This is a genomic window from Diaphorobacter sp. HDW4A, from assembly GCF_011305995.1.
Lineage (GTDB): Bacteria > Pseudomonadota > Gammaproteobacteria > Burkholderiales > Burkholderiaceae_C > Diaphorobacter_A.
Window position 1 is genome coordinate 4,046,733 of sequence record NZ_CP049910.1, and the last position, 22,679, is coordinate 4,069,411.

Sequence of the window (22,679 nt, forward strand, 5' to 3'; positions counted from 1 at the left end):
GTCCTGCGCAACACGTCAATGGCTGATCATCCACGGCCTTTTTGACGGAAAGGTCTTGGCCCCGTTCGGCGCGGTGACCGTCGCCTTGGACTTCACTCCCGAACAACAGCCACACCCCGCAGGATGCTTGAGCCGCTGGTAGTCGCGCGAGCTGCGCGGCTCGTGGCGGGCGCGCTCGTTCACGTCCATCGCACGGCGCGTGCCGCCCTCGAGCAGGCCGAGGCGTGGCGCGCTGGCGAAGGTGCGTTCGCTCGCGGCTCCGCATTCTGGACAGGGCGCGGGCACGTTGCGTTCGGACATCGCGCGAAAGGCATCAAATCCGCCGCATGCGCTGCAGGCATATTCATAAGTGGGCATGGCGACTACACCTTCAGGTCGTAGGAGATCGGCATGTCGATGCTGCCGTCGAGGAACTTCGTCGGCCCGGCTGCGCTCGGATTGATGTCGAAGTCGAAGATCTGCGTGGGCAGCCACAGCGTTGCACAGGCGTTGGGCACATCGACTACGCCGCTGATGTGGCCTTGCACGGGCGCGGTGCCCAGAATCGAATAGGCCTGCGCGCCCGAAAAACCGAACTTTTTCAGATACTCGATGGCGTTGAGACAGGCCTGGCGATACGCCACGTTCACGTCGAGGTAGTACTGCTTGCCCTGCTCATCCACGCTGATGCCTTCGAAGATCAGGTAGTCGTTGTAGGCGGGCGTGATCGGGCTGGGTTTGAAAATCGGGTTCTTGATACCGTACTTCGCCATGCCGCCTTTGATGAGGCTCACCCGCATGTGCACCCAACCGGCCATTTCGATGGCACCGCAGAAGGTGATCTCGCCGTCGCCCTGGCTGAAGTGCAGATCGCCCACCGACAGGCCCGCGCCATCGACATACACCGGGAAGAACACCTTCGATCCACGCGACAGATCCTTGATGTCACAGTTGCCACCATGCTCGCGCGGCGGCACGGTGCGCGCGCCTTCCGCTGCGGCCTTAGCGGCAGCGTCGCCCTTTAGCTTGCCCATGTGGGCAGTGGGTGAGCTTGGTGGATTCGCCAGACTCGGTACGCGTGTGGGGTCGGTCTGGATCAGGTTGTACTCGCGTTCGTTCCATGTGGCGAGCATCTTGGGGTCCGGCAGGCAGCCGATGAGGCCGGGGTGGATCAGGCCCGCGTAATTCACACCCGGCACATGGCGCGAGCTGGTAAACATGCCGTGGAAATCCCAGATCGATTTCTGCGCGGCGGGAAAGTGGTCGGTCAGAAAACCGCCGCCGTTGTTCTTGCTGAAAAAACCATTGAAACCCCACATGCTTTCCTGCTTGGCACCGATGTCGAGCAGGTCCACCACCAGCAGATCGCCGGGTTCCGCGCCCTTCACGCCGACGGGACCCGAGAGATAGTGCACCGTGGTCAGGTCGATGTCGCGCACATCATCCGCGCTGTCGTTGTTCTTGATGAAACCGCCCGTCCAGTCATAGGTTTCGAGCACGAAGTCATCGCCGGGATTGACCCAGCAGGCCATGGGAATGTCGGGATGCCAGCGGTTGTGCACCTGTTCGTTGGAGGGGGCGGGCTGCGAAAGATCGACCTTGATGAGAGTTTCCGGCATGTGATGACTCCTGTTGAAAAGCGGGAATGGAAGATGAAAAGTCAGACCGACAGATAGGCTTTGATGTGCGCCTCATTGGTGTGCTCGCGCGCCGTCTCGTGCACCAGGCGGCCGCCTTCGATCACGAACAGCCGGTCGGCCACATCCATCGCGAACGACAGCACCTGCTCCGACACCACGATGGTGATGCCGCGCATCTTGCGGATCTCGTTGAGCGCCTTGGCGATGTCCTTGATGATCGAAGGCTGGATGCCTTCCGTGGGCTCGTCGAGCAGCAACACCTTGGGATTAGTGACCAGCGCGCGCGCAATCGCGAGTTGCTGCTGCTGACCGCCCGAGAGGTTGCCGCCCTTGCGACGCTTCATGTCGAACAGCACTGGAAACAGCGCATAGATCTCGTCAGGCACCGAGCGGTTCTTGCTGTTCTCAAGACCCGTCTTGATGTTCTCCTCCACCGTCAGCGTCGGAAAAATCATACGGCCCTGCGGCACGTAGGCGATGCCCTTGGCGACGCGGCGAAAGCTCTCGTCGCGCGTCACATCGCTCTCGCCGACATGGACCTTGCCGCTCTTGGTCGGCAGCACGCCCATCAGCGCCTTGAACAGCGTGGTCTTGCCCATTCCGTTGCGGCCCATGATGGCGATGGTCTCGTTGGGTCGGCCTTCGAACGAGATGCCGTGCAGCGCCTCGCTCTGTCCGTAGGCTACATGCAGGTCATCGACCTTCAACATTGCATTGCTCATGTCTTCATCCCTCCTTCAATGGCCCAGATAGACGTCGATGACCTTGGGATCGGACTGCACCTTCTCCATCGACCCCTCCGCGAGAATCTTTCCCTGGTGCATTACCGTGACCTTGTGCGCAATCTGCTTGACGAACTCCATGTCGTGCTCGATCACGATCACCGAGCGGTTCTTGCAGATGCGCTTGAGCAGATCGGCGGTGAGCTCGCGCTCCTTGGCACTCATGCCCGCGATGGGCTCGTCGAGCATCAACAACTCGGGCTCCTGCATCAACAACATACCGATCTCCAGCCACTGCTTCTGGCCATGACTGAGCAGCCCTGCCTCGGTCTCCATGCGATCCGCGAGGCCGATTTCGCGCGCCACCGCCTCCACGCAGGCCAGCACTTCATCGGTGCACTGAAAGCCGAGCGCGCCCCATACCGTGCGGCCTGAGGGATACGACACCTCGAGGTTCTTGAACACCGAGAGGTTCTCGTAGATCGACGGCGTCTGGAACTTGCGGCCAATGCCCTGGCGCACGCGCTTGTATTCGGGCATGCCCGTCAGCTCCTGGTTCTGGAACTTGATGCTGCCCTTGCTCGCCTTGGTCTTTCCGCAGATCAGATCGAGCAGCGTGGTCTTGCCCGCGCCGTTCGGCCCGATGATCACGCGCAGCTCGTTACGGTCAATGTAGAGGTTCAGACTGTCGATGGCCTTGAAGCCGTCGAACGACACGGTGAGGTCTTCCACCGCGAGTGCGAAGTCGGTATTGCTCATGGGTCTTGCTCCTTATGCGCCCTGACTGCTGATCTTGGAGTCGGCGCCACGCGGCGCAATCGGGTCGGGATACGCGGCCTGCGCTGCAGCCACACGTTCCTTGGTGATCTTTTTCTCCTCCTTCAATTTCTTGAAATGCGGCTTGATCTTTTCTTCCCACAAACCCGCCAGACCCATCGGAAACGCCATGGTCACGCCGATGAACAGCGCCGCCATGAGGAACAGCCACAGGTCGGGGAAGCTCTCTGAAAAAATCGTCTTACCCGCATTCACCAGCAGCGTTCCATAGACCGCGCCGACGAGGCTCATGCGACCACCGACCGCCGCGTAAATCACCATCTCGATGGACGGAACGATGCCAACGAAAGTAGGCGACATGAAGCCCACCTGCAACGTGAACAGCGCACCACCGATACCCGAGAGCGCGGCCGCCAGGCAGAAGGTGAAGACCTTGAAGTTGGCCACGTCGTAGCCCGAGAAGCGCACGCGGTCTTCCTTGTCGCGCATGGCGAGCAGCAGCGTGCCGAGCTTGCTCGTCTGGATCCAGCGGCACAGCACGATCGATGCGACCAACAGCGCCACGCAGACGTAGTAGAGGATGTACTTGGCGCTGTCGGTGCGGGTGTCCCAGCCGAGCAGCGTCCTCAGATCCGTCATGCCGTTCACGCCGCCGGTGTAGCCCTGTTGACCAATGATGAGCACGGTGACGATCAGCGCCACGGCCTGCGTGATGATCGCAAAATACACACCGCCCACGCGGCGCTTGAACATCGCGAAGCTGATGAGCCAGGCCAGCGCCACGGGCACCAACACCACCGCGATCAGCGCGAGCGGCAGGCTCTTGAATGGCAACCAAAGCAGCGGCAGTTCGGTGAGCTGGTTCCAATCCATGAAGTCGGGAATGCCGGGCGTGGACTGGATCTTGGTGCTCTCGGGATCGGACGCTTCGAGCTTGAGAAACATTGCCATCGCATAGCCGCCGAGGCCGAAGAAAACGCCCTGCCCAAGGCTCAGCACGCCGCCGTAGCCCCAGACCATCACGAGGCCAACCGCAACGAAGGCGTAGCAAAGATATTTGCCCACCATGTTGAGGCGGAAAATGTCGAGCGTGAGCGGCAGCACCACGGCCAGCAGCACGGTGAGAATCACCAGACTCGCGAGCTGGTAGCGTTGGATCAGGGCTTTGATGGAGTCCATGTCAGTTCATCCGTTCTTATCGTGAAAATCAACGCGGGTTCAACGTCGCACCTTGGATGCGAACAGCCCTTGCGGACGCACCATCAGGATCAGCACGATCAGCGACAGCGTGAGCACCTTGGCCATGGAGCCGGTCATGAAGAACTCGGTGATCGACTGGGTCTGCGCAATGCTGAAGGCCGAGACCACGGTGCCGAGCAAACTCGCCGCACCGCCGAAGGTGACCACAAGGAACGAGTCGACGATGTAGAGCTGGCCGGATGTGGGACCCGTCGAACCGATGGTCGTGAACGCCGCGCCCGCGATGCCAGCAATGCCGCAGCCGATGGCGAAGGTCAGGCGGTCGGTCTTCTTGGTGTCGATGCCGGTGGCGTTGGCCATGGTGCGGTTGCTCACCGTGGCGCGCACCCGAAGGCCCCAGCGGCTTCGGTGCAACGCAAGCAACACGCCGAGCGACACGACGATGGTCAGCGAGAGCACGAAGAGACCGTTGATCGGAATGTCGAGTCCTTCGGCGGGTGACCACGATCCCATGAGCCACTCGGGCAGCGTCGGGCTCACCTCCTTGGGATTGATGAACGTGCGAAAGCACTGCTGCAACCCGAGGCTCACGCCCCAGGTGGCAAGCAGCGTATCGAGCGGCCGCGCGTAGAGGTGGCGGATCAGCGCCCACTCCATGATCCAGCCCAGCATGAAGGCGAAGACGAAGGCCAGCACGATGGCGAACGGAAAGTAGTACGCCATCGATTCGGGCGACCACCGTTCGGTGAGCTGCGACATCATGTAGACGGTGTAGGCACCGATCGCCATGAACTCGCCATGCGCCATGTTGATGACGCCCATCTGCCCGAAGATGATGGCAAGGCCCAGTCCCATGAGCAGCAGCACTGCGAACAGGGACAGGCCCGCAAAGCCTTGCATCAGGCCGATGTTGAGCATGTCTGAGAAGGTCATGTGGTGGTCTTTCTGCCTGGCTTTCGTTGTTCGGAAGATCGCGGCATCGGCGACATGCACGCGCGTCATGCGCACGGTGCTGCGATTTCCTCGTCAGTGATTCAGATCACTGGTAGCCCTTGGGGAATGGATCGGGTTTGATGAGTTCTGGCGATTCGGCGACCACCTTGAATGTGCCGTTGAGTTGGCCCTGCGCGATGCGCGACTTGCTCCATAGGTGATGGTTCGGGTCGACCTTCACGTAGCCTTCGGGCGCGCTCTTGAGCTCGATGCCCGGCGATGCGGCGACCACCTTGTCCACATCGAAACTACCCGCTTTCTCGACCGCCGCCTTCCACAGCCACGGGCCGAGATAGGCCGCCTGCGTCACGTCACCGATCACGCCGTCCTTGCCGTACTTGGCCTTGAAGGCTTCGACGAACTTCTTGTTGTTGTCGTTGTCGAGCGTCTGGAAATATTTCATCGACGAGTAGAAACCGTTGAAGTTCTCGCCGCCCACGCCGGTCATCTCGTCCTCGGTCACCGACAGGGTCAGCAGGAACTGCTTGTCGCCCGTGATGCCTGCGGCCTTGAGCTGCTTGTAGAAGGCCACGTTCGATCCGCCCACCACGGCGGCAAAAATGCAATCCGGCTTGGCGAGCTTGATCTTGTTGATCAACGAATTGAAGTTGGTGTGGCCAAGCGGGTAGTACTCCTCGCCCACCACCTTGCCGATCTTGGCGACCTGCTCGATGTGCTTGCGCGCAATCTTCATCGACGTGCGCGGCCAGATGTAGTCCGAACCGATCAGGAAGTAGGTCTTGGCCTTCTTCTCCTTAGCACCCCAGTCGAGGCCGTAGATGATCTGCTGCGTGGCCTCCTGGCCGGTGTAGATCACGTTCTTGCTCTGCTCCAGACCTTCGTAGAAAGTGGGGTAGTAGAGCAGTCCGTTTTCCTTCTCGAACACCGGCAGCACTGCCTTGCGCGAGGCGCTGGTCCAGCAGCCGAACACGGCGGCCACGCGGTCGTTGACGAGCAGCTTCTTGCTCTTTTCGGCGAAGGTCGGCCAGTCGGATGCGCCGTCTTCCTTGATCACGCGGATCTTGCGGCCAAGGATGCCGCCGGCGGCATTGATCTGGTCGATGGCGAGCTGCTCGGCCTGAATCGAACCCGTTTCCGAAATCGCCATCGTGCCACTGGCCGAGTGCAGCTGGCCGACCACCACTTCGCTGTCCGTGACGGCGAGCTTGGTCGTGTTCACCTTGGCCGTGGGGAACTGCTGGGCCAGCACCATGCCCGACAGGCCCATGGCGGGCAAAGCGGCAGCACCCTGAATCAGGCGGCGGCGACCGATATTGATGATGTAGAAGTCGTCAGCGTGTTGAGACATCGAATGCTCCAAAGTAGTGAACGGATGCGCACATGCGGCACCGCTTTGGTGCCGCCCCTCTCAGCCCTCTGGTGTGAGCCGGTGTTGTCACTCTAGGGATTGCCCTTGGTTTGGCGAATACGTCAAATGACGTATGCGGCTGCGCATGCCGTGCGTGCGGGTCTGGCGCATTCCTTGCGTCGATGGCGCATCAGACCAACACCAGACAGCCATGTCGCAAACGGCGAATCAGTCCATCATTCGTGTCCGGCGTGACTACAACGCCTGGGTCGCCAACGAAACGCTGGAGGACTACGCGCTGCGCTACACGCCGCGCAGCTTCCGCAAGTGGTCCGCATTCCGCGTGGGCAATGCCGCGTTCGGCGCGACCTCGTTTCTCGCGCTCGAGGCCATCGGCGCCACGCTGGCGCTGCGCTATGGCTTCGAGAACGCGCTGTGGAGCATTCTGGTGGTGGGCATCATCATCTTTCTCACCGGCCTGCCGATCTCGTACTACGCGGCTCGCTACGGCGTGGATGTGGACCTGCTCACGCGCGGCGCGGGCTTCGGCTACCTGGGCTCGACCATCACCTCGCTGATCTACGCGAGCTTCACCTTCATCTTCTTCGCGCTGGAGGCGGCCATCCTCGCGCTCGCACTCAGGCTGTATCTCGACTGGCCGCTGCCCGCGCTCTATCTCGCCTCATCGCTGGTCATCATTCCACTCGTGATGCGCGGGGTCACGCTGATCTCGGCGCTGCAGCTGTGGACGCAGCCGGTGTGGCTGTTGCTGTTCGCTCTGCCCTTCATCGCCATTGCGCTCAAGGCTCCGCATCTGTATGGCGAATTCGGCTCGCTGGTAGGCAGCGTCTCGGGCAGCAATGCGTTCGATCCGTTGATGTTCGGCGTCGGCACGACCATCGCTTTCTCGATGGTCGTGCAGATCGGCGAGCAGGTGGACTACCTGCGCTTTTTGCCCGAGAAAACGCCTCAGAACCGCCTGTGCTGGTGGACCACGGTGCTCGTGGCCGGGCCGGGCTGGATCGTTCCCGGCATGCTCAAGATGCTGGGCGGCGCGTTCCTCGCCTTCGTCGCGCTGCAGCACGAGATACCGACCGCGCACGCGATGGAACCCACCCACATGTACACAGTGGGCTTCTCGTATGTGTTGAGCCATCCCGCCTGGGTGATCGCCGTCACCACGCTGTTCATCGTGATCTGCCAGCTCAAAATCAATCTGACCAACGCGTATGCGGGCTCGCTCGCATGGTCCAACTTCTTCGCGCGGCTCACGCACAGCCATCCGGGGCGCGTGGTGTGGCTGGTGTTCAACGTGCTGATCGCCGTGCTGCTGATGACGCTGGGCGTCTTCGGCGCACTCGAGCATGTGCTGGGCTTCTACAGCAACATCGCGATTGCGTGGGTTGGCGCTCTGGTGGCCGACCTCGTCATCAACAAGCCGCTCGGCCTGAGCCCGCGTTCCATCGAATTCAAGCGCGCGCATCTCTACGACCTGAATCCTGTGGGACTGGTGTCTACCGTAGTCGCGGCCCTGCTTGGCGTGGCTGCGTATTCGGGTTGGATGGGCCCCACGATGGAGGCCTTCTCGTCGTTTCTTGCACTCGCCGTAGCGCTTGTGACCGCGCCGCTGATCGCGTGGATCACTAGAGGCAAGTACTACCTGGCGCGCAAGGAGCGGCCCCATTGGCAGCCGGGCGAGGCCGTGCGCTGCTCGGTCTGCGACAACAGCTTCGAATCAGAGGACATGGCCTGGTGTCCCATCTACGGCGCGCCGATCTGCTCGCTGTGCTGCACGCTCGAATCGCGCTGCCGCGATGGCTGCAAGACGGGCTCGCGCGCATCCGAACAGATCAGCGACTGGGTGCACCGCTGGCTGCCCACGCGCATCGCGCAGAAGCTCAATTTCCGCGTCGCGCACTATCTGCTTGTGGCCTCCGCGCTGGTCGCGATGCTCGCGTCGGTCATCGGCATCATCTATACGCAAGAGATCGTCGCGGGATCGAGTCCAGCGCTGCTGATGGCACCGTTTCTCAAGGTGTTTGCGCTGCTGTCGCTGGTGGCTGTGGTGAGCGCCTGGTGGATCGTTCTGGCCAGCGAAAGCCGCGTGCTCGCGCAGGACGAATCGAACCGCCACAACCTGCTGCTCACCGAAGAGATCGCCGCACACCGCAAGACCGATGCGGCGCTGCAAGCCGCCAAGGAATCCGCAGAGTCCGCCAATCAGGCCAAGACACGCTATGTGGCCGGCATCACGCATGAGCTGCGCACACCGCTCAACAGCATCCTCGGCTACTCGCAGATTCTGCTCAAGGAAGATTCCACAAGCGTCAATCCGCGCAAAGCCCTTGGCACCATCTACCAAAGCGGCGAGCACATGCTGAGCCTGATAGACGGTCTGCTCGATCTCGCGCGCATCGAGGCCGGCCGTTTGCAGCTCGAACCCGCACCGATCGACCTGCCCGCATTTCTTGAAGAGATCGTCCACATGTTCCGGCCGCAGGCACAAAGCAAGGGCGTGGCGTTTGAATACACCGTTGCGGGCACGCTGCCGCCATGGACGCGCGCGGACGCCAAGCGGCTCAAGCAGATTCTCATCAACCTGCTCGGCAACGCGGTGCGCTACACCAAGCACGGCTGCGTCACGCTGCATGTCGATGCGCGCCGCGAAGTGCTGCGCTTCGACGTGATTGACACCGGCTGCGGTGTAGCGCCGCAGGACCGCTCGCGCATCTTCATGCCATTCGAGCGCGGCACAGCTGGACGCCGTTCGGGCGAGCCGGGAACAGGCCTTGGCCTCACCATCACAGGGCTGCTCACTACGCTGATGGGCGGCGAACTCACGCTTGCACAATCGTCGCCTGCGGGCAGCACGTTCTCGGTGCGCATGCATCTGGCGCGCATCACCGCGCCGCAGAAACCGGTGCGCCACCGCGGGCTGATGACGGGCTACATCGGTGCGCGGGCATTCGCTCTTGCTCGTCGACGATCAACCGTTGCAGCGCCAGATGCTCGCCGGCCTGTTGCTGCCACTGGGCTTCAAGATCCGCGAGGCAGCGAGCGGCACCGAATGCCTCGAGACGCTGCGCGATCACAAGCCGTCCGCCATCCTCATGGACATCAACATGGACGACGATCTCGACGGCTGGGACACCGCGCGCACGCTGCGCCAGCGCGGCCATGTGGATATGCCGATTCTCATCGTCTCCGCCAACGTGTTCGAGAACCAGCCGGAACGTCTGGCGGAGTTCGGCTGTCAGGGCTTCATCGGCAAGCCGGTCATGGAAAGCGAGCTCTTGGCCGCGCTCGAGCGCGTGCTGAGCCTCGAATGGGTCGCGTCCCCGCTGCCCTTGCTGGCCACACCGCGCGGCCGAGTAGCAGATGCCTCCGATCTGCCCGACGAGGCGAAACAAGAACTGCTGCAGCTGCTGCAGATAGGTCATGCACGCGGCGCGCAGCGCGCGGCGGCACGGCTTGCGTCCGCACATCCCGAGCATGCCGCGCTGCTGCAAACCTTAAGCGACATGCTCACGCGCTTCGAGCTCGATGCCGTGCTGGCGCTGTTGAGAGACGAGAGAGACCATGCCACCGAACACTGATCTTCACATGCCTCATGAAAAGGGCGTGATCCTCGTTGTCGACGATGCACCCGATACCCTCGCCCTGCTCTGCGACACGTTGGATCTGCATGGCTACACCGTGCTCGTCGCGACTGACGGGGAAAGCGCGATCCAGCGACTGGCCTATGTGATTCCCGATGCCATCCTGCTCGACGGCGTGATGCCCGGCGCGTCGGGCTTCGAGACCTGCCGGCGCATCAAGGCCGAGCCCGCATGGGCACACATTCCGGTGATCTTCATGACGGGCCTGGCCGAAACCGAGAACATCGTCGCGGGCTTCGACAGCGGCGGCGTGGACTATGTCGTCAAGCCGGTGCGCGAGGCCGAAATCCTCGCGCGCCTGACCACGCATGCGCGCAACGCACGCATCTCGCGCATGGTGCGCGACGCGGTGGATGTGGCGGGAACGGGCTCGTTGATCGTCGATGCACAGGGTCGCATCGCCTGGGTGTCGCCGCTCGCTCAAGGCTGGCTTGCGACACTGCCACGCAGTCATTCAGACGCTGCGTTGCCCGATGCAATTCACCATGTGCTCACCAAGGACGATGTGCTGCATGTGACCGGTGACGACGGCAGGCCGCTGTGCATCCGCAATCTGGGATGCGCGGCGCTCGGAGAGACCATGCTGCTACTGTCGCAGACCCCGGAGCCGCAGCGCAATGACCGCCTCGCCGATGCACGGCTCACTCCGCGCGAGACCGAGGTTCTGTCGTGGCTGGCCAAGGGCAAGACCAACCGAGACATCTCCGAGATCCTCAGCATGAGCCCGCGCACGGTGAGCAAGCACCTTGAGCACATCTTCGAGAAGCTCGGCGTGGAGACGCGATCCGCCGCCGCCGCGCTCGCAAGCGGTGCAGTGGCATGAGCAACGTGGCATGCGGCGCTGATCGCTCAGTCAGCCTTGACGAGCCAGTTGCGCAGCTCAGTCTTGAGCACCTTGCCGTAGCTGTTCTTGGGCAAAGCATCGACAAAGCGATAGGACTTGGGCCGCTTGAAACGTGCGATGTGATCGAGACACAGTGCATCGAGCTCGGCATCATCAGGCCGCGCACCTTCACCCGTGACGAGGAAGGCGATGACCACCTCTCCCCAGTCCGCATCGCGCTGGCCAACGACCGCCACCTCGCTGATCTGCGGATGCAGCAGCAACACCTCTTCGACCTCACGCGGATAGATGTTGGAGCCGCCCGAGATGATCACGTCCTTGGAGCGATCACGCAGCGTGAGAAAGCCGTCGGCATCCATGCTCGCCACATCGCCCGTGTGCAGCCAGCCGTTGCGCAGCGTGCTGTGCGTGGCGGCCTCATTCGCCCAGTAGCCCGCCATCACTGCATCGCCGCGCACGATCACCTCACCCAGTTCGCCGACCGGCACTTGACGGTCATCCGTATCGACCACGCGCACCTCGACACTGGCATGCGCCTTGCCGACTGAGGCGATGCGCTCGGCCCAGCGCGGATGCGCTGCGTCCGCGATCTGCTCACGCGCGAGTGCGGTGATGGTCATCGGGCATTCGCCCTGGCCGTAGATCTGCACGAACTTCTGGCCCATGGTGTCGAGCGCGTTGCGCAGGTCTTCCACATACATCGGACCACCTCCGTAGACGATGGTCTTGAATCCATCCACATCCGCCCTCGAGCGGCGGATGTGATCAACGAGACGGTGCACCATGGTGGGCGCAGCGAACAGGCTCAGGTGACCGATGGATGCTGCCAGCTCCACGAGTTCGGCCGGATCAAAGCCGCCCGACACGGGCACCACATGCTTTGCGCCGCGCAGCATGTGTGCGTAGTTGTAGAGGCCCGCACCGTGCGACATGGGCGCGGCGTAGACCATGGCGTCATGCATCTGCACATCGTCCACATCGGTGAAGTAGGCCATGGTCGTGGCGAGCAGGTTGCGGTGCGTCTGCATCACGCCCTTCGGCCTGCCCGTAGTACCGGATGTGTAGAACAGCGAGGCCACGTCATCGGGACGTTTGTCCTCCATCGCAAGCGGGTTTCCGTCGTTCACTGCGGCTTGCCACGCCGCGCTGCCGAAGACCAACAGATCGTAGGCCGCCGCGCCCGCATCCAGCGCCGAATCGTGCAGCTCGGGCGACACGCAGACCACACGCGCACCGGAGTTCTCGAGCACGTAGGCCAGCTCCTTGCTGTGCAGCTTGTAGTTCACCGGCACCGAGATCGCACCGGCCCAGTGGATGGCGTGCAGCGCCTCAAGATACTGCGGGCAGTTGGCGGAAAAGATGGCAACGCGGTCACCGGACCGCACGCCGCAGCTCTCGCGCAAATGGCCTGCGATGCGCGCCACGCGGTCCGCGAGCGTGCGGTAGTCGCAGACCAGCTGCGTTCCGGCAAAAACGGCGGGGCGTTCTCTATGCGCGAGTGCCGTGCGATGGAGCAGCTGCGAGATGTTCATCGCGCGCGCTCCAGAATGCTCACGTAATTGGCGACCGCCGAACCGCCCATGTTGAACACCGCGCCGAGTTCGGGATCGCGCACCTGGATGTCGCCCGCCTCGCCCATGAGCTGCATAGCGGACAGCACATGCATGGACACACCGGTCGCGCCGATGGGGTGGCCCTTGGCCTTGAGACCCCCGGACGCGTTGACCGGCAGGCGGCCATTGCGCATCACCGTACCGTCCTCCAGCAGTCGATGGCCCTGCCCTTCCTGCGCCAGTCCCATGGCCTCGTAGGTGAGCAGCTCGGCGATGGTGAAGCAGTCATGCACCTCGGCGAACGAGAGGTCGTTCACGCCCACATTCGCATGCTGGAGCGACTGCTGCCATGTGCGGCGCGGGCCTTCGAATTGCACAACGTCTCGCCCCTGCATCGGCAGGTAATCGTTGACCTGGGCGCGCGAGCGAAAGCGCACGGCGCGCGGAAAGTCTGCCAGCGCGTCGTCGCTTGCGAGAATCAGCGCGGCTGCGCCGTCCGAGACCAGCGAGCAATCGGTCTTGCGCAGCGGCGCCGCGATCATCGGGTTTTTGTCAGAGACGGTGTTGCAGAACTCGAAGCCCAGATCGCGTCGCATGTGAGCCCATGGGTTGAGCGCGCCGTTCGCATGGTTCTTGGCCGCGATGCGCGCGAGCGCCGCGCTGTGGTCACCATGGCGCGCAAAGTACTGCTGTGCAATCTTGCCGAAGATGCCGGGGAAGCCGCCATCGCCCGGCTGCACCTCGCCCGAGTAGCCGCAGTCGCCCAGAATGCGCGTGACCTCCGCGCCGCTCACCGCCGTCATCTTCTCGGCACCGACAACCAATGCAACGCGCGCACGTCCAGCCTCAATGGCGTCACACGCCGCATACACGGCGGCCGAGCCCGATGCGCAGGCGTTTTCCAGTCGCGTGGCGGGCTTCCAGCGCAGGGCCGGGTCGGCCTGCAATGCCAACGACGATGCAAAGATGTCAGGCGCAAAACCGCCGTTGAGATTGCCGAGCCAGATGCCGTCCACCGCCTGCCCGTCGATGCCCGCATGCGCCATGGCCTCAGACGCCGACTGGGTGATCAGCTGCTGAAGCGACAGGCCGTCGAGCTTGCCAAAGGGCAGATGCGCCCAACCCACGATTGCTACACCCATGTCCGTCTCCTTGATAGGGGTTGTTCCATGCAATCATGGTACGAAGCCGCACAGCCAGCGTACAGTCGCGCAACTACACTAGGGTTTACGCTTAATTCTTCCACTGACGCCGTTCATGACCGCCGATCTCTTCGCTGACGATCCCCATGCGCCCAAGCCCTTGCGCCTCGGCGAAGAGGCCGTGCTGCTCAGGGGCTTCGCGCTGGGCGAAGCCGATGCATTGCTCGCCGACATCGCCGCGATCACCTCTCGTGCGCCGTTTCGGCACATGATCACTCCAGGCGGCAAATCCATGTCGGTGGCGACCAGCAGTTGCGGCGATCTCGGTTGGGTGAGCGACCTGCATGGCTATCGCTACGCAAGCGCCGACCCGCTGAGTGGCCAGCCGTGGCCAAAGATTCCCAAGCGCTGGCTCGATCTCGCAGAGCGTGCCAAGCAGGCCGCAGGCTTTGCAGCGAGCAGCGCGCCCGATGCCTGCCTCATCAACCGCTACGCGCCCGGCGCACGGCTGTCGCTGCATCAGGACCGTGACGAGCGCGACTTCGGCGTGCCCATCATTTCGGTATCGCTCGGCCTGCCCGCCGTATTTCTATGGGGTGGAAACCGGCGCGCAGATCCGTATCGCACAATGGCCTTGTCGCATGGCGACGTGCTGCTCTGGGGCGGCGTGGATCGGCTGCGTTTTCATGGTGTAAGGCCGGTGACGCAAGATGCATTGGATCGAAGGATGTATCGATTCAACATCACCATGCGCAAGGCGGCCTGACGCCAAACGCTGCCCCGACGTCTCCCCTTGCGATGTAGGGCTATGGCCGAGCGGGTTGGTCGGCTGTCGGCAACTGGCTAGGATTTCAAGCGGTTTCCGCCCTTTTCGTTTTCCCTAAAAAAGGATCTGCGTGCGCGTTCTATACGTCGAAGACAATGACCAGCTCAGAGAATCCATCACCCTGCTTCTGCAGGGTGATGACCGAGAGGTAAGCCCGTGCGCGAGTGCTGAGGAAGCGCTGGAATTGGATGCACTCAAGCCCTTTGATCTGGTGATCACCGACGTCTCGCTACCCGGCATCTCCGGGCTGGAGTTGAGCGCCCGCCTGCTCGGCGCTGACGTCACGCGCTGGATAGTGCTGTGCAGCGGCTACCAGCTCGATGAGCACATCCGCGACCTGGGCGGCCCAAACATACGCGCGCTCGTCAAACCGTTTGGCATCGACGAACTGGAATCCACGGTGAAGTCGGTGCAGGACGCGCTCAGCAGCCCGCACTGAACAACAACCCACGCGCAACATCGCCCCTTCCTGCCTACATGTAGTAAGCGGATAACACCCGCGCGTGCCCAAGCCTGTCAACAATGCGGGGAGCCCTTCCCACATCAAACAGGAGACACACATGGCAGGCAAGAAGATTCTGATGATTTGCGGCGACTACTGCGAGGACTACGAGACCATGGTGCCCTTCCAGGCACTGCTGGCCGTGGGCCACACCGTGCACGCCGTGTGCCCAGACAAGACGGCCGGCGACAGCATCAAGACGGCAATCCACGACTTCGAGGGTGCACAGACCTACAGCGAAAAGCCTGGCCACCACTTCACGCTCAATGCGACTTTCAGCGCCGTGAAGGCAGAAGACTACGACGCACTCGTCATCCCGGGCGGTCGCGGCCCCGAATACCTGCGCACCTACCCCGCCGTGGTCGCGGCCGTGCGCCATTTCTTCGACGCCAACAAGCCGGTGGCCGCCGTCTGCCATGGCGCGCAGTTGCTCGCGGGCGCGGGGGTACTCAAGGGCCGCACCTGCTCGGCCTACCCCGCCTGCCGTGTTGAAGTGGAACTGGCCGGCGGCACTTATGCCGACATCGCCATCGACAAGGCCCACACTGACGGCAATCTGGTCTCGGCCCCCGCCTGGCCCGCGCACCCCGACTGGATCGCGCAATTTCTTGCCCTACTCGGCACACGCATCCAGAACTGACACTGGCAAGCTCGGCACAACGCTAGCCGGCTCACCCGCAAGGCCCAATTCAAGGCCTTTCGCGGGTGCTGTCATTCGTGTGATGGATGAATGAATGCACAATGCGGTGGCCCTTTCACCCCCAAGAGTTCAAAGGAGACATGCTATGTGCGAGGTATTCATCAGCGCGGACCCCAATCTCTACGCCAGCCGGGCGCGCTCGGTGCGACTGCACGGCGTGGTGACCAGCATCCGCCTTGAAAACCTGTTCTGGAAGGTGCTCGAGGAAATCGCCACGCGCGACGGGATGAGCGTGCCCCAGCTCTGCGCACGCCTGCACGACGAACTGCAGGAGGCCCACGGCAGCGTGGAAAACTTCACCTCGTTCCTGCGCGTGTGCTGTGGCCGCTACCTCGCCCTGCAACTCGCAGGCGGCATTCCGCAGGACTGCTCGATCCCGATCCGCAGCCTCAACGCGCAGCAGGTACTGGACACGGAACGTGAAACGCCTGTGACACACGCCCTGCGACGCGCTGGCTGAACTGGCTGTCTTCAGCCCTTGGTCGACTCCACATCCACATCGACCGCATCACCAATCGCGTAGAAGTGCCCGCCTGCGATGTAATGCAGGCTGCGCAGCTCATCGGGAGCGTTCTCGAACAGCCAGTGCCCATCACGAAACACCCGTGAATCGGCCCACGCCCCGACGATCTCGCCGATGAACAGGTCATACGTCGACTGATTGTGCGGCTCGCTGATGAGCCTGCAGGCCATCCACGCGGAGCACCCAGCCACCAACGGCAGATCGAACCCCGGCAATTCGAGCCACTCCACGCCCGCACGTTCAAGCTTGCCCGAATCGGTCAGTGCACTGTGTGTCCCCACATGGTGCACCAGCTGGGCCTGTGCAACGGTAGGCACCTGAATCACGAACTCCCCACTCCGCTCCACCAGCGCCCGCGTGCGCGTCGCCTTGTCGATCACCACCGTGAGCTTGCCGGGCGAGAAATCCAAAGCACAAGCCCAAGCCGCCGCCATCACATTCACCTCACCCGCATGCTGCGCAGACACCAGCACCGTCGGCCCATGGTTGAGCAGACGATAGGCCTTGGTGAGATCAACGGGAAGGACAAATGACGAGGAAACAGACGGCATGGGAATCACAAAAAAGAAGAAGCCAGAGATCGCAAAGTATCACCCAAGACCAAATTACCCAACGACCCAGACGTAGCGGGCCACCGAAGCGCAAGCGAGACTCGATCAACCACCCCAATGGGAAGACAGGCCCTCAGGCCAGGCGTCGAAGCCGCAGACGGCAGGTTCATACGGCAAGGCTTCGCAACAACGCATGAGGGCCTATATTGCCGCTTCCAAACGACCCACCAACCGACGCCAACGGCTTCGTACAAACAAAAAGCCAAACAAAAATGCCCAGAGACAAAAGCCTCCGGGCATCCCTCAACCTCCGAACTCATCTGTTGATGAGCCTACGCATACCAAATCATCTTTCTCGCAAAGCCTCTCTTCCTTTGTTGAATGGCTTGATCAGGTATTGCATGACGGTCTTGCTGCCGGTCAGAATTTCCACCGACGCAATCATCCCTGGACTGATCGGAAACACCTTCTCATCGCGCTTGAGATGATCCGCCTCAGTGCGGATGAACACCCGGTAGTAGTACTGGTCACGCTTCACATCGTCCTGGATCGTATCGGGCGAAATCGTCACCACCTTGGCGGGCAGGCCGCCATAGATCGAGTAGTCGTACGCCGTGATCTTCACCGTCGCCGTTTGACCGGGGTGGATGAAGGCGATGTCGCGCGGAGAAATCCGCGCCTCGACCAGCAGCTTCTCATCCAGCGGCACGATTTCCATGAGCTTGCCGTTGGGCGGAATCACGCCGCCGACCGTGGTGATCGCGATGTCCTTGACTACGCCGCGCACCGGCGAATTGAAGGTCAAACGCGTCAGCGCATCGGCGCGGCCACGGGTCACTTGACGCAGCGATTCGATTTCCGCATTCGCCTTGGCGAGATCCTCGCGCGCCTTCACCAGATACTGACTGCGTGCGTCTGCCATGCGGGTCGTGAGATCGTTGGCCTGGCGCTTGAGGCGCAGCACTTCCACATCGCTCGCAGCGCCGCGCACGACCAGCGGCTCGGTCAGGGACAGCTCCTTGCGCACCAGCATCAACGCTTCCTGCAGACCCGCAATCGTTCCTGCAAGACCTTCGCGTCGGGAGGCGTAGAGCGCGGTTTCGGTGCGCACCAGATCGCCATCAGACCGCACGTCATCAGGAAACTTCAGCGGCGTGCCGTTCACTTCCGCATAGAGACGCGCCGAGGTCGCCTGCGATGCACGCATGCGCACGGCGCTTTCCTGCACTGTGGCCTCGCTCTTGGTACGGTCGAGCTGCGCCAGCACCTCGCCCGCTTCGACAATATCACCCTCCTTGACCTTGAGCTCGACCAGAATACCGCCTTCGAGCGACTGGATGATCTGCTCGCGCGATGAAGGAATCACCTTGCCCGTGCCGGTCGACACTTCGGAAAGCTCGAACTCGCTGGCCCATATGGCGAACGCCGCGACCAGCAGCGCCAATATCCAGACGATCAGAAACGGTAGTGGCAACCCCACACGCTTGCTCGGCGAGTTCACCGGCAACGGGGGCATCTTGCGCATCATTGAGCCACCACCCGGACCACCGCCCACGCGCTTGACGTTCACCGTCGTTTTCTGGGGCATCACATTCTTCGCCGTCCCCGCAGCAAGATCAGAACTTCCCAGTGCAGACTGAGAGTGGGTTTGCCCGGACAGCATGGGCTCGGGCCTTTCATTCGCGTTCATCGCGTCATGCCTTGCCATTTGTCAACTCTCCCAACACATGCTTTTTCGGTCCGTCCATCACCACGCGACCGTTGTCCAGAATGATGATGCGGTCCACCCACTGCAGCACCTGCATGCGATGGGTCGCCACGATCAAGGTACGCGGGGCCAGCCACGGCGTCAGTGATTCGATCACCTGATGCTCGGTCACCTCGTCGAAATGGGCTGTGGGCTCGTCGAGCAGCAGCACCGATGGCTGGCGCACGATGGTGCGCGCCAGCAGCAACGCCTGACGCTGTCCGCCGGACAGGCCAAGGCCGCCTTCCTGGATCATCTCGTCCAGACCTTCGGGTCGTCCCTGAACCAAAGCCAGACCGCCCGACATGCGCAACGCCTCCAGAAGCTCTTGATCGGTTGCCATAGGGCGTCCGAGCACGAGGTTCTCGCGGATCGTGCCGTAGAACAGATTGAAGTTCTGCGCGAGCAGACCTACGTCACGGCGCACGTCCTGTGGATCGATGAGCGCCAGATCGAGTCCGTCGAGACTGATACTCCCTGCACTCGGCTTGTACATGCCTGCAAAAAGCTGCAGCAACGTCGACTTGCCCGCCCCCATGCGGCCAAGCACGGCGATCTTCTCGCCGGGCTGCACGCGCAGGTTGGGCAATTCCAGCGCGGGGCGCTTGGCTTCTTCGGAGTACTGAAAGCGCACGCCGGTCGTGCGGTAGTTGCCATTGACATGTGCAACATGCACACGGCGCGCGTCATCCGGAACGTCCACCGGACGCTCCATGAGCTTGTTCAGGCCTTCACGTGCCACCTTGGCTTGTTGCCAGCGCGCAAGCAGGCTGGAAATTTGCGCCATGGGGGAGACCATGCGCGAGGACAGGATCGAGCTGCCGACCAGCGCACCGGTCGTCATGTCGCCCTTCATCACAAAATAGCAGCCGACCAGCAACACCACGGCGTAGATGACGCCTTGAATTTCTTGCGTCCAGGTCATCAGCGTATTGGTCAGAAAGCGCTGGCGCATGCCAATGTCGGCCGACACCATGTTCACATGGTTCCAGCGGTTCTGGAAACGCGGCTCGGCGCGTAGCGACTTGATGTCGTCGAGTCCTTGCACAGCCTCCACCAACATCGCGTTGCGCAGCGCCGATTCACGCATGCCGGCGTTGGCAAGGCGTGCCAGCGGCCGCTGGGCCAGCAGCCCGGGCAACAGCAGCAGCGGCAGCGCGGCCAGCGGAATCCAGACCAGTTGGCCGCCGATCAACCACAGCACGCCAAGGAACAGGAAGAAGAACGGAATGTCCGCCGCGGCGCCGATGGTTGTCGACGTCAGCAACTCGCGCACCTGATCGATCTCGCGGATCTGCGCAATGAAGCTACCGGTCGACTTGGGCCGCGCGTCATAGCGTAGCCGCAGCGCACGGCCGAAGACCGTCTCGGAGATCTGCAGGTCGGCACGCTTGCCGAGAATGTCGATGATGTAGGTTCGACACAGCCGCATCAGAAACTCGAACGCAATGGCCAACATAACGCCGCCGAACAGCACCCAGAGCGTGGATTCCGACTGCGAGGGCACAACGCGGTCATAGACCTGCATCGAAAACATCATTCCCGACAATGCAAGCACGTTGGCCACGAGCGAGGCCAGCACGACCTCGCCATAACGGTGCCAGTCCGCGAGCGCGATCTTCCAGAACCAGCTCGGCTTCCACGGCTTGATGTACTCGTCGACACGCGCATCGGGCACATCAGCGAGTGGGCGCAGCAGCGCGGCGCGCACGACGAGCTTCTTGAGCTCCGCGCCGTCCATGGCGGATTCGACGCCCTGCTCGCCGCTGAACGTGATGCCGACCTTGTTCTTGGCATTGACCGTGCGGATCACGCCGACGCGGCCATCGGTGAGCTCCACCGCAATCGGCAGACGCCAAGAGTCGAGCAGCGAGTTGTCGAACCCCGAGAGCCGCAGACTCAGGCCCATCTGGCGGGCCATGATCTCAAGCAGCGTATCCAGCGACGTTCCGCTCTCCCACGCCAGCGCCACACGTGCATTTTCAGCTGACGCCCCTATGCCGTAGTGGCGACCGACCATCAGCATGGCATCGAGCCACGCCGTGTACTGTTTAGGCAATTCCATCTCTATTCAACTCCTGGCTACAGCCACCAACGGCACGCGCCACGTCATGTAGTTATGAGGTTTCGGGGGCACGCATCCATTGCATTGGTGCGTGCCCCAAAAATCACGGCAGCAGTTCCATGCCCTGGACGATCTTGTTGTTCAACCCGAAAAATTCGCGCAGGCGTCCCGTTGCAGCGAGGTACTCGAGACGGTATTGCCACAGGTCGTGCGTGAGACCCTGCGCATCGGCATCCGCCTGGTGGATCTCCTGTTCGGCGTTCAGCAGATCCAGAATCGAGCGCGTGCCCAGCTGGTACTGCTCGCGATACAGGTCGCGCACCGACAGAATGCTCTGCTTGCGATGCTCCACATCGGCCAGACGGGCCTGCCCGCCCAACGCCAGTTCCTTCCATGCGCGCGACTGATCGCCCGCCTGAAGCAGCGCGGTTTCGATGCGCTCGCGGGTGGCGGCCTCTTCGGCGGCGGCGGCACTGATCTGCGCATCCGCCGCTCCGCCCTGATAGAGCGGAACGGACAGATTGACCTGCAGCGAGTGGTACATGCCATGTCTCTCGTAGGTATTCGGATTGATGCCCTTGACCGCTTTGTTCCCTGTGGCATCAAGCGTGATCGTCGGCCACTTCGAGGCGCGCGTGTTGACGAGCTGAGCCTTGGCGGCTTGCCGCTCCGCCTGAACGATCAGTACCTCGGGAAGCATTTGGAAGTCGGGCGTACCGCTCATCCAGAGCGTATCGTCCTGAAGGCCCGGCAACACCGACACCGTGCGCGCGCCGACCTCACCGACGAAGGTGCGTAACTTCTGTCGCCATTGCGCGAGTTCGGAAGACATCTGTCCCAGATTGGCGCGTGCACCTTGCACTCGGGCGCGCGCCTGGATCGGGTCTGCCTTGGTGCTGAGACCTGCATTCGCACGCAACTCGGCCAGTTCCAGCACTTTCTCCACCGCGTCGACCTGCGTCTGCGCAGTATCGGTCAACGCCTGAAATCGATGCACCATCAACACCGCCTCTGCGGTGCTGCGCGATATCACATCGATCTGCTTGATGACCGTGGCCTGTTGGCGCCGGACCAGCGCCTGACTGCGGCCGACCTGGCTGTCGACCTTGCCGAAGTCGTACAGCATTTGCGACGCCGACAACGACGCCAGCAAATTACCTCCACCCGTGCTCGACGAGTTGCTGGTGCCGGTGCCCATGCCTGCACGTATCTGCGGGTAGTACCCTGCCTTGGCGTAATCCACCCCTGCCGTCTGCTGCGCAAGTGTCGCTACGGCATCCGTGATCGAAGGATGCTGCTGCACCGCCAGTTGGACCGCTCGCGCCATGGGCAAAACGCCCGCCGGCATGCGATCCTTTGTCAAGGGCCGAGGCGCGGGAGCGTCAACTTCGGTCGCGAGACTGGAGGGCGCCAATTTCCGGTTCTCATTGGGAATGGGCGAACTCACCGCAGGAACGCTGCCCTCTGGCTCGTCTATACGCGCAAATGAATTGGGCGCACTCGCGCTCGTGTCGGCTTGTGCAAAAGCCGATGAATACGTGATGGGGAGCACAGGGGATAGCGCCAATATAACCCCCATAGCATTAAGCCACCTCACCTCTTGTCGTCTGAAAGGCTGAGCGCCTTTGGACTCGATCAAATGTTTGGATCTAATTTTCATACCCTCGGATATTTGCTTTATTAATGCATGCAAATATTCCAACATGCATTCAACACGCCTAAAATCACAAATGCGCACCTTTCTCAAAAAAATGAAAATCAGATGCACAGCGACGATTCAAACACAACCAAAAATTATGTTCCCCAAGGCAGTATCAGGCTCTGCGATCTGACAAATCCATAGCAATTCAATAGGCAACAGCTGGAAGCTCATGTAAATCACCTTTCACCCAAAACTGCGGGACACTCCACCACCTCCAACTCATCCACTCTGGCGCCTTGAACATA

Annotated in this window: 18 protein-coding genes and 1 pseudogene; 6 read left to right on the top strand and 13 right to left on the bottom strand. The window is 62.0% G+C overall.

Annotation, left to right across the window (positions count from 1 at the left end; all coding sequences use genetic code 11):
- Window positions 1–15 precede the first annotated feature (15 nt).
- The 7 genes from G7047_RS18545 to urtA form a co-directional block, all read right to left on the bottom strand.
- Window positions 16–357 (bottom strand): FmdB family zinc ribbon protein, encoded by a 342-nt coding sequence (locus G7047_RS18545; protein WP_166308649.1) that lies wholly within the window; start codon window positions 355–357, stop codon window positions 16–18.
- Between the two features lie 5 nt (window positions 358–362).
- Window positions 363–1,598 (bottom strand): formamidase, encoded by a 1,236-nt coding sequence (gene fmdA / locus G7047_RS18550; protein WP_166308652.1) that lies wholly within the window; start codon window positions 1,596–1,598, stop codon window positions 363–365.
- Between the two features lie 41 nt (window positions 1,599–1,639).
- A complete protein-coding gene (gene urtE, locus G7047_RS18555) occupies window positions 1,640–2,329 on the bottom strand; it encodes an urea ABC transporter ATP-binding subunit UrtE (protein WP_166312144.1) in 690 nt (229 codons plus the stop codon).
- Between the two features lie 27 nt (window positions 2,330–2,356).
- A complete protein-coding gene (gene urtD / locus G7047_RS18560; protein WP_166308655.1) occupies window positions 2,357–3,100 on the bottom strand; it encodes an urea ABC transporter ATP-binding protein UrtD in 744 nt (247 codons plus the stop codon).
- Window positions 3,101–3,112: 12 nt separating this feature from the next.
- On the bottom strand, window positions 3,113–4,297 hold the full coding sequence (gene urtC, locus G7047_RS18565; RefSeq protein ID WP_166308658.1) for an urea ABC transporter permease subunit UrtC: 1,185 nt from the start codon (window positions 4,295–4,297) through the stop codon (window positions 3,113–3,115).
- A 39-nt stretch (window positions 4,298–4,336) separates the two neighbouring features.
- Window positions 4,337–5,251, bottom strand: a complete 915-nt coding sequence (gene urtB / locus G7047_RS18570; protein ID WP_166308661.1) for an urea ABC transporter permease subunit UrtB — start codon at window positions 5,249–5,251, stop codon at window positions 4,337–4,339.
- A 106-nt stretch (window positions 5,252–5,357) separates the two neighbouring features.
- Complete coding sequence (urtA, locus tag G7047_RS18575; protein WP_166308664.1) at window positions 5,358–6,620, bottom strand: urea ABC transporter substrate-binding protein; 1,263 nt, start codon at window positions 6,618–6,620, stop codon at window positions 5,358–5,360.
- A gap of 211 nt (window positions 6,621–6,831) precedes the next feature.
- Here urtA and G7047_RS18580 point away from each other — a divergent pair.
- Both G7047_RS18580 and G7047_RS18585 read left to right on the top strand, forming a co-directional pair.
- Window positions 6,832–10,216: pseudogene (locus G7047_RS18580) on the top strand (ATP-binding protein).
- Complete coding sequence (locus G7047_RS18585; RefSeq protein WP_205904652.1) at window positions 10,200–11,102, top strand: response regulator transcription factor; 903 nt, start codon at window positions 10,200–10,202, stop codon at window positions 11,100–11,102. Before G7047_RS18580 ends, G7047_RS18585 begins: the two are co-directional and overlap by 17 nt.
- 26 nt (window positions 11,103–11,128) lie before the next feature.
- Here G7047_RS18585 and G7047_RS18590 read toward each other — a convergent pair whose 3' ends face one another.
- Window positions 11,129–12,655 carry an AMP-binding protein gene (locus G7047_RS18590; RefSeq protein WP_166308666.1) on the bottom strand — a complete coding sequence of 509 codons (1,527 nt, stop codon included), beginning with the start codon at window positions 12,653–12,655 and terminating at the stop codon, window positions 11,129–11,131.
- Window positions 12,652–13,818: an acetyl-CoA acetyltransferase gene (locus G7047_RS18595; protein ID WP_166308669.1), complete on the bottom strand. Its 1,167-nt coding sequence runs from the start codon at window positions 13,816–13,818 to the stop codon at window positions 12,652–12,654. Before G7047_RS18595 ends, G7047_RS18590 begins: the two co-directional genes overlap by 4 nt.
- Window positions 13,819–13,933: 115 nt before the next feature.
- Between G7047_RS18595 and alkB the strand changes: the two genes are divergently transcribed.
- From alkB to G7047_RS18615, 4 genes are all read left to right on the top strand, one after another.
- Complete coding sequence (gene alkB / locus G7047_RS18600) at window positions 13,934–14,584, top strand: DNA oxidative demethylase AlkB (RefSeq protein ID WP_166308672.1); 651 nt, start codon at window positions 13,934–13,936, stop codon at window positions 14,582–14,584.
- Between the two features lie 130 nt (window positions 14,585–14,714).
- Window positions 14,715–15,083, top strand: coding sequence for a response regulator (locus G7047_RS18605; protein ID WP_166308675.1), 369 nt, complete (start codon window positions 14,715–14,717; stop codon window positions 15,081–15,083).
- A gap of 121 nt (window positions 15,084–15,204) precedes the next feature.
- Window positions 15,205–15,786 (top strand): DJ-1/PfpI family protein, encoded by a 582-nt coding sequence (locus tag G7047_RS18610; protein WP_166308678.1) that lies wholly within the window; start codon window positions 15,205–15,207, stop codon window positions 15,784–15,786.
- Between the two features lie 145 nt (window positions 15,787–15,931).
- The gene (locus tag G7047_RS18615) at window positions 15,932–16,306 is read left to right on the top strand and encodes a ribbon-helix-helix domain-containing protein (RefSeq protein WP_166308681.1); all 375 of its coding nucleotides are present in this window, start codon (window positions 15,932–15,934) and stop codon (window positions 16,304–16,306) included.
- An 11-nt stretch (window positions 16,307–16,317) separates the two neighbouring features.
- On the opposite strand, the gene G7047_RS18620 is transcribed toward G7047_RS18615, so the two are convergent.
- From G7047_RS18620 to G7047_RS18635, 4 genes are all read right to left on the bottom strand, one after another.
- Entirely contained in the window at window positions 16,318–16,920 is a 603-nt protein-coding gene (locus tag G7047_RS18620; RefSeq protein ID WP_166308684.1) for a flavin reductase family protein, read from the bottom strand.
- A gap of 346 nt (window positions 16,921–17,266) precedes the next feature.
- Window positions 17,267–18,508 carry an HlyD family type I secretion periplasmic adaptor subunit gene (locus tag G7047_RS18625; RefSeq protein ID WP_240939175.1) on the bottom strand — a complete coding sequence of 414 codons (1,242 nt, stop codon included), beginning with the start codon at window positions 18,506–18,508 and terminating at the stop codon, window positions 17,267–17,269.
- A gap of 106 nt (window positions 18,509–18,614) precedes the next feature.
- Window positions 18,615–20,732: a type I secretion system permease/ATPase gene (locus tag G7047_RS18630; RefSeq protein ID WP_166308687.1), complete on the bottom strand. Its 2,118-nt coding sequence runs from the start codon at window positions 20,730–20,732 to the stop codon at window positions 18,615–18,617.
- A gap of 103 nt (window positions 20,733–20,835) precedes the next feature.
- Window positions 20,836–22,059 carry a TolC family outer membrane protein gene (locus G7047_RS18635; RefSeq protein ID WP_240939176.1) on the bottom strand — a complete coding sequence of 408 codons (1,224 nt, stop codon included), beginning with the start codon at window positions 22,057–22,059 and terminating at the stop codon, window positions 20,836–20,838.
- Window positions 22,060–22,679 lie beyond the last annotated feature (620 nt).

Bases quoted from the DNA above. Each gene is read 5' to 3' on its own strand.
- G7047_RS18545 (WP_166308649.1), bottom strand. From the start codon at position 357: ATGCCCACTTATGAATATGCCTGCAGCGCATGCGGCGGATTTGATGCC.
- fmdA (WP_166308652.1), bottom strand. From the start codon at position 1,598: ATGCCGGAAACTCTCATCAAGGTCGATCTTTCGCAGCCCGCCCCCTCC.
- urtE (WP_166312144.1), bottom strand. From the start codon at position 2,329: ATGTTGAAGGTCGATGACCTGCATGTAGCCTACGGACAGAGCGAGGCG.
- urtD (WP_166308655.1), bottom strand. From the start codon at position 3,100: ATGAGCAATACCGACTTCGCACTCGCGGTGGAAGACCTCACCGTGTCG.
- urtC (WP_166308658.1), bottom strand. From the start codon at position 4,297: ATGGACTCCATCAAAGCCCTGATCCAACGCTACCAGCTCGCGAGTCTG.
- urtB (WP_166308661.1), bottom strand. From the start codon at position 5,251: ATGACCTTCTCAGACATGCTCAACATCGGCCTGATGCAAGGCTTTGCG.
- urtA (WP_166308664.1), bottom strand. From the start codon at position 6,620: ATGTCTCAACACGCTGACGACTTCTACATCATCAATATCGGTCGCCGC.
- G7047_RS18585 (WP_205904652.1), top strand. From the start codon at position 10,200: ATGCCACCGAACACTGATCTTCACATGCCTCATGAAAAGGGCGTGATC.
- G7047_RS18590 (WP_166308666.1), bottom strand. From the start codon at position 12,655: ATGAACATCTCGCAGCTGCTCCATCGCACGGCACTCGCGCATAGAGAA.
- G7047_RS18595 (WP_166308669.1), bottom strand. From the start codon at position 13,818: ATGGGTGTAGCAATCGTGGGTTGGGCGCATCTGCCCTTTGGCAAGCTC.
- alkB (WP_166308672.1), top strand. From the start codon at position 13,934: ATGACCGCCGATCTCTTCGCTGACGATCCCCATGCGCCCAAGCCCTTG.
- G7047_RS18610 (WP_166308678.1), top strand. From the start codon at position 15,205: ATGGCAGGCAAGAAGATTCTGATGATTTGCGGCGACTACTGCGAGGAC.
- G7047_RS18615 (WP_166308681.1), top strand. From the start codon at position 15,932: ATGTGCGAGGTATTCATCAGCGCGGACCCCAATCTCTACGCCAGCCGG.
- G7047_RS18620 (WP_166308684.1), bottom strand. From the start codon at position 16,920: ATGCCGTCTGTTTCCTCGTCATTTGTCCTTCCCGTTGATCTCACCAAG.
- G7047_RS18625 (WP_240939175.1), bottom strand. From the start codon at position 18,508: ATGCCCCAGAAAACGACGGTGAACGTCAAGCGCGTGGGCGGTGGTCCG.
- G7047_RS18630 (WP_166308687.1), bottom strand. From the start codon at position 20,732: ATGGAATTGCCTAAACAGTACACGGCGTGGCTCGATGCCATGCTGATG.
- G7047_RS18635 (WP_240939176.1), bottom strand. From the start codon at position 22,059: ATGGCGCGAGCGGTCCAACTGGCGGTGCAGCAGCATCCTTCGATCACG.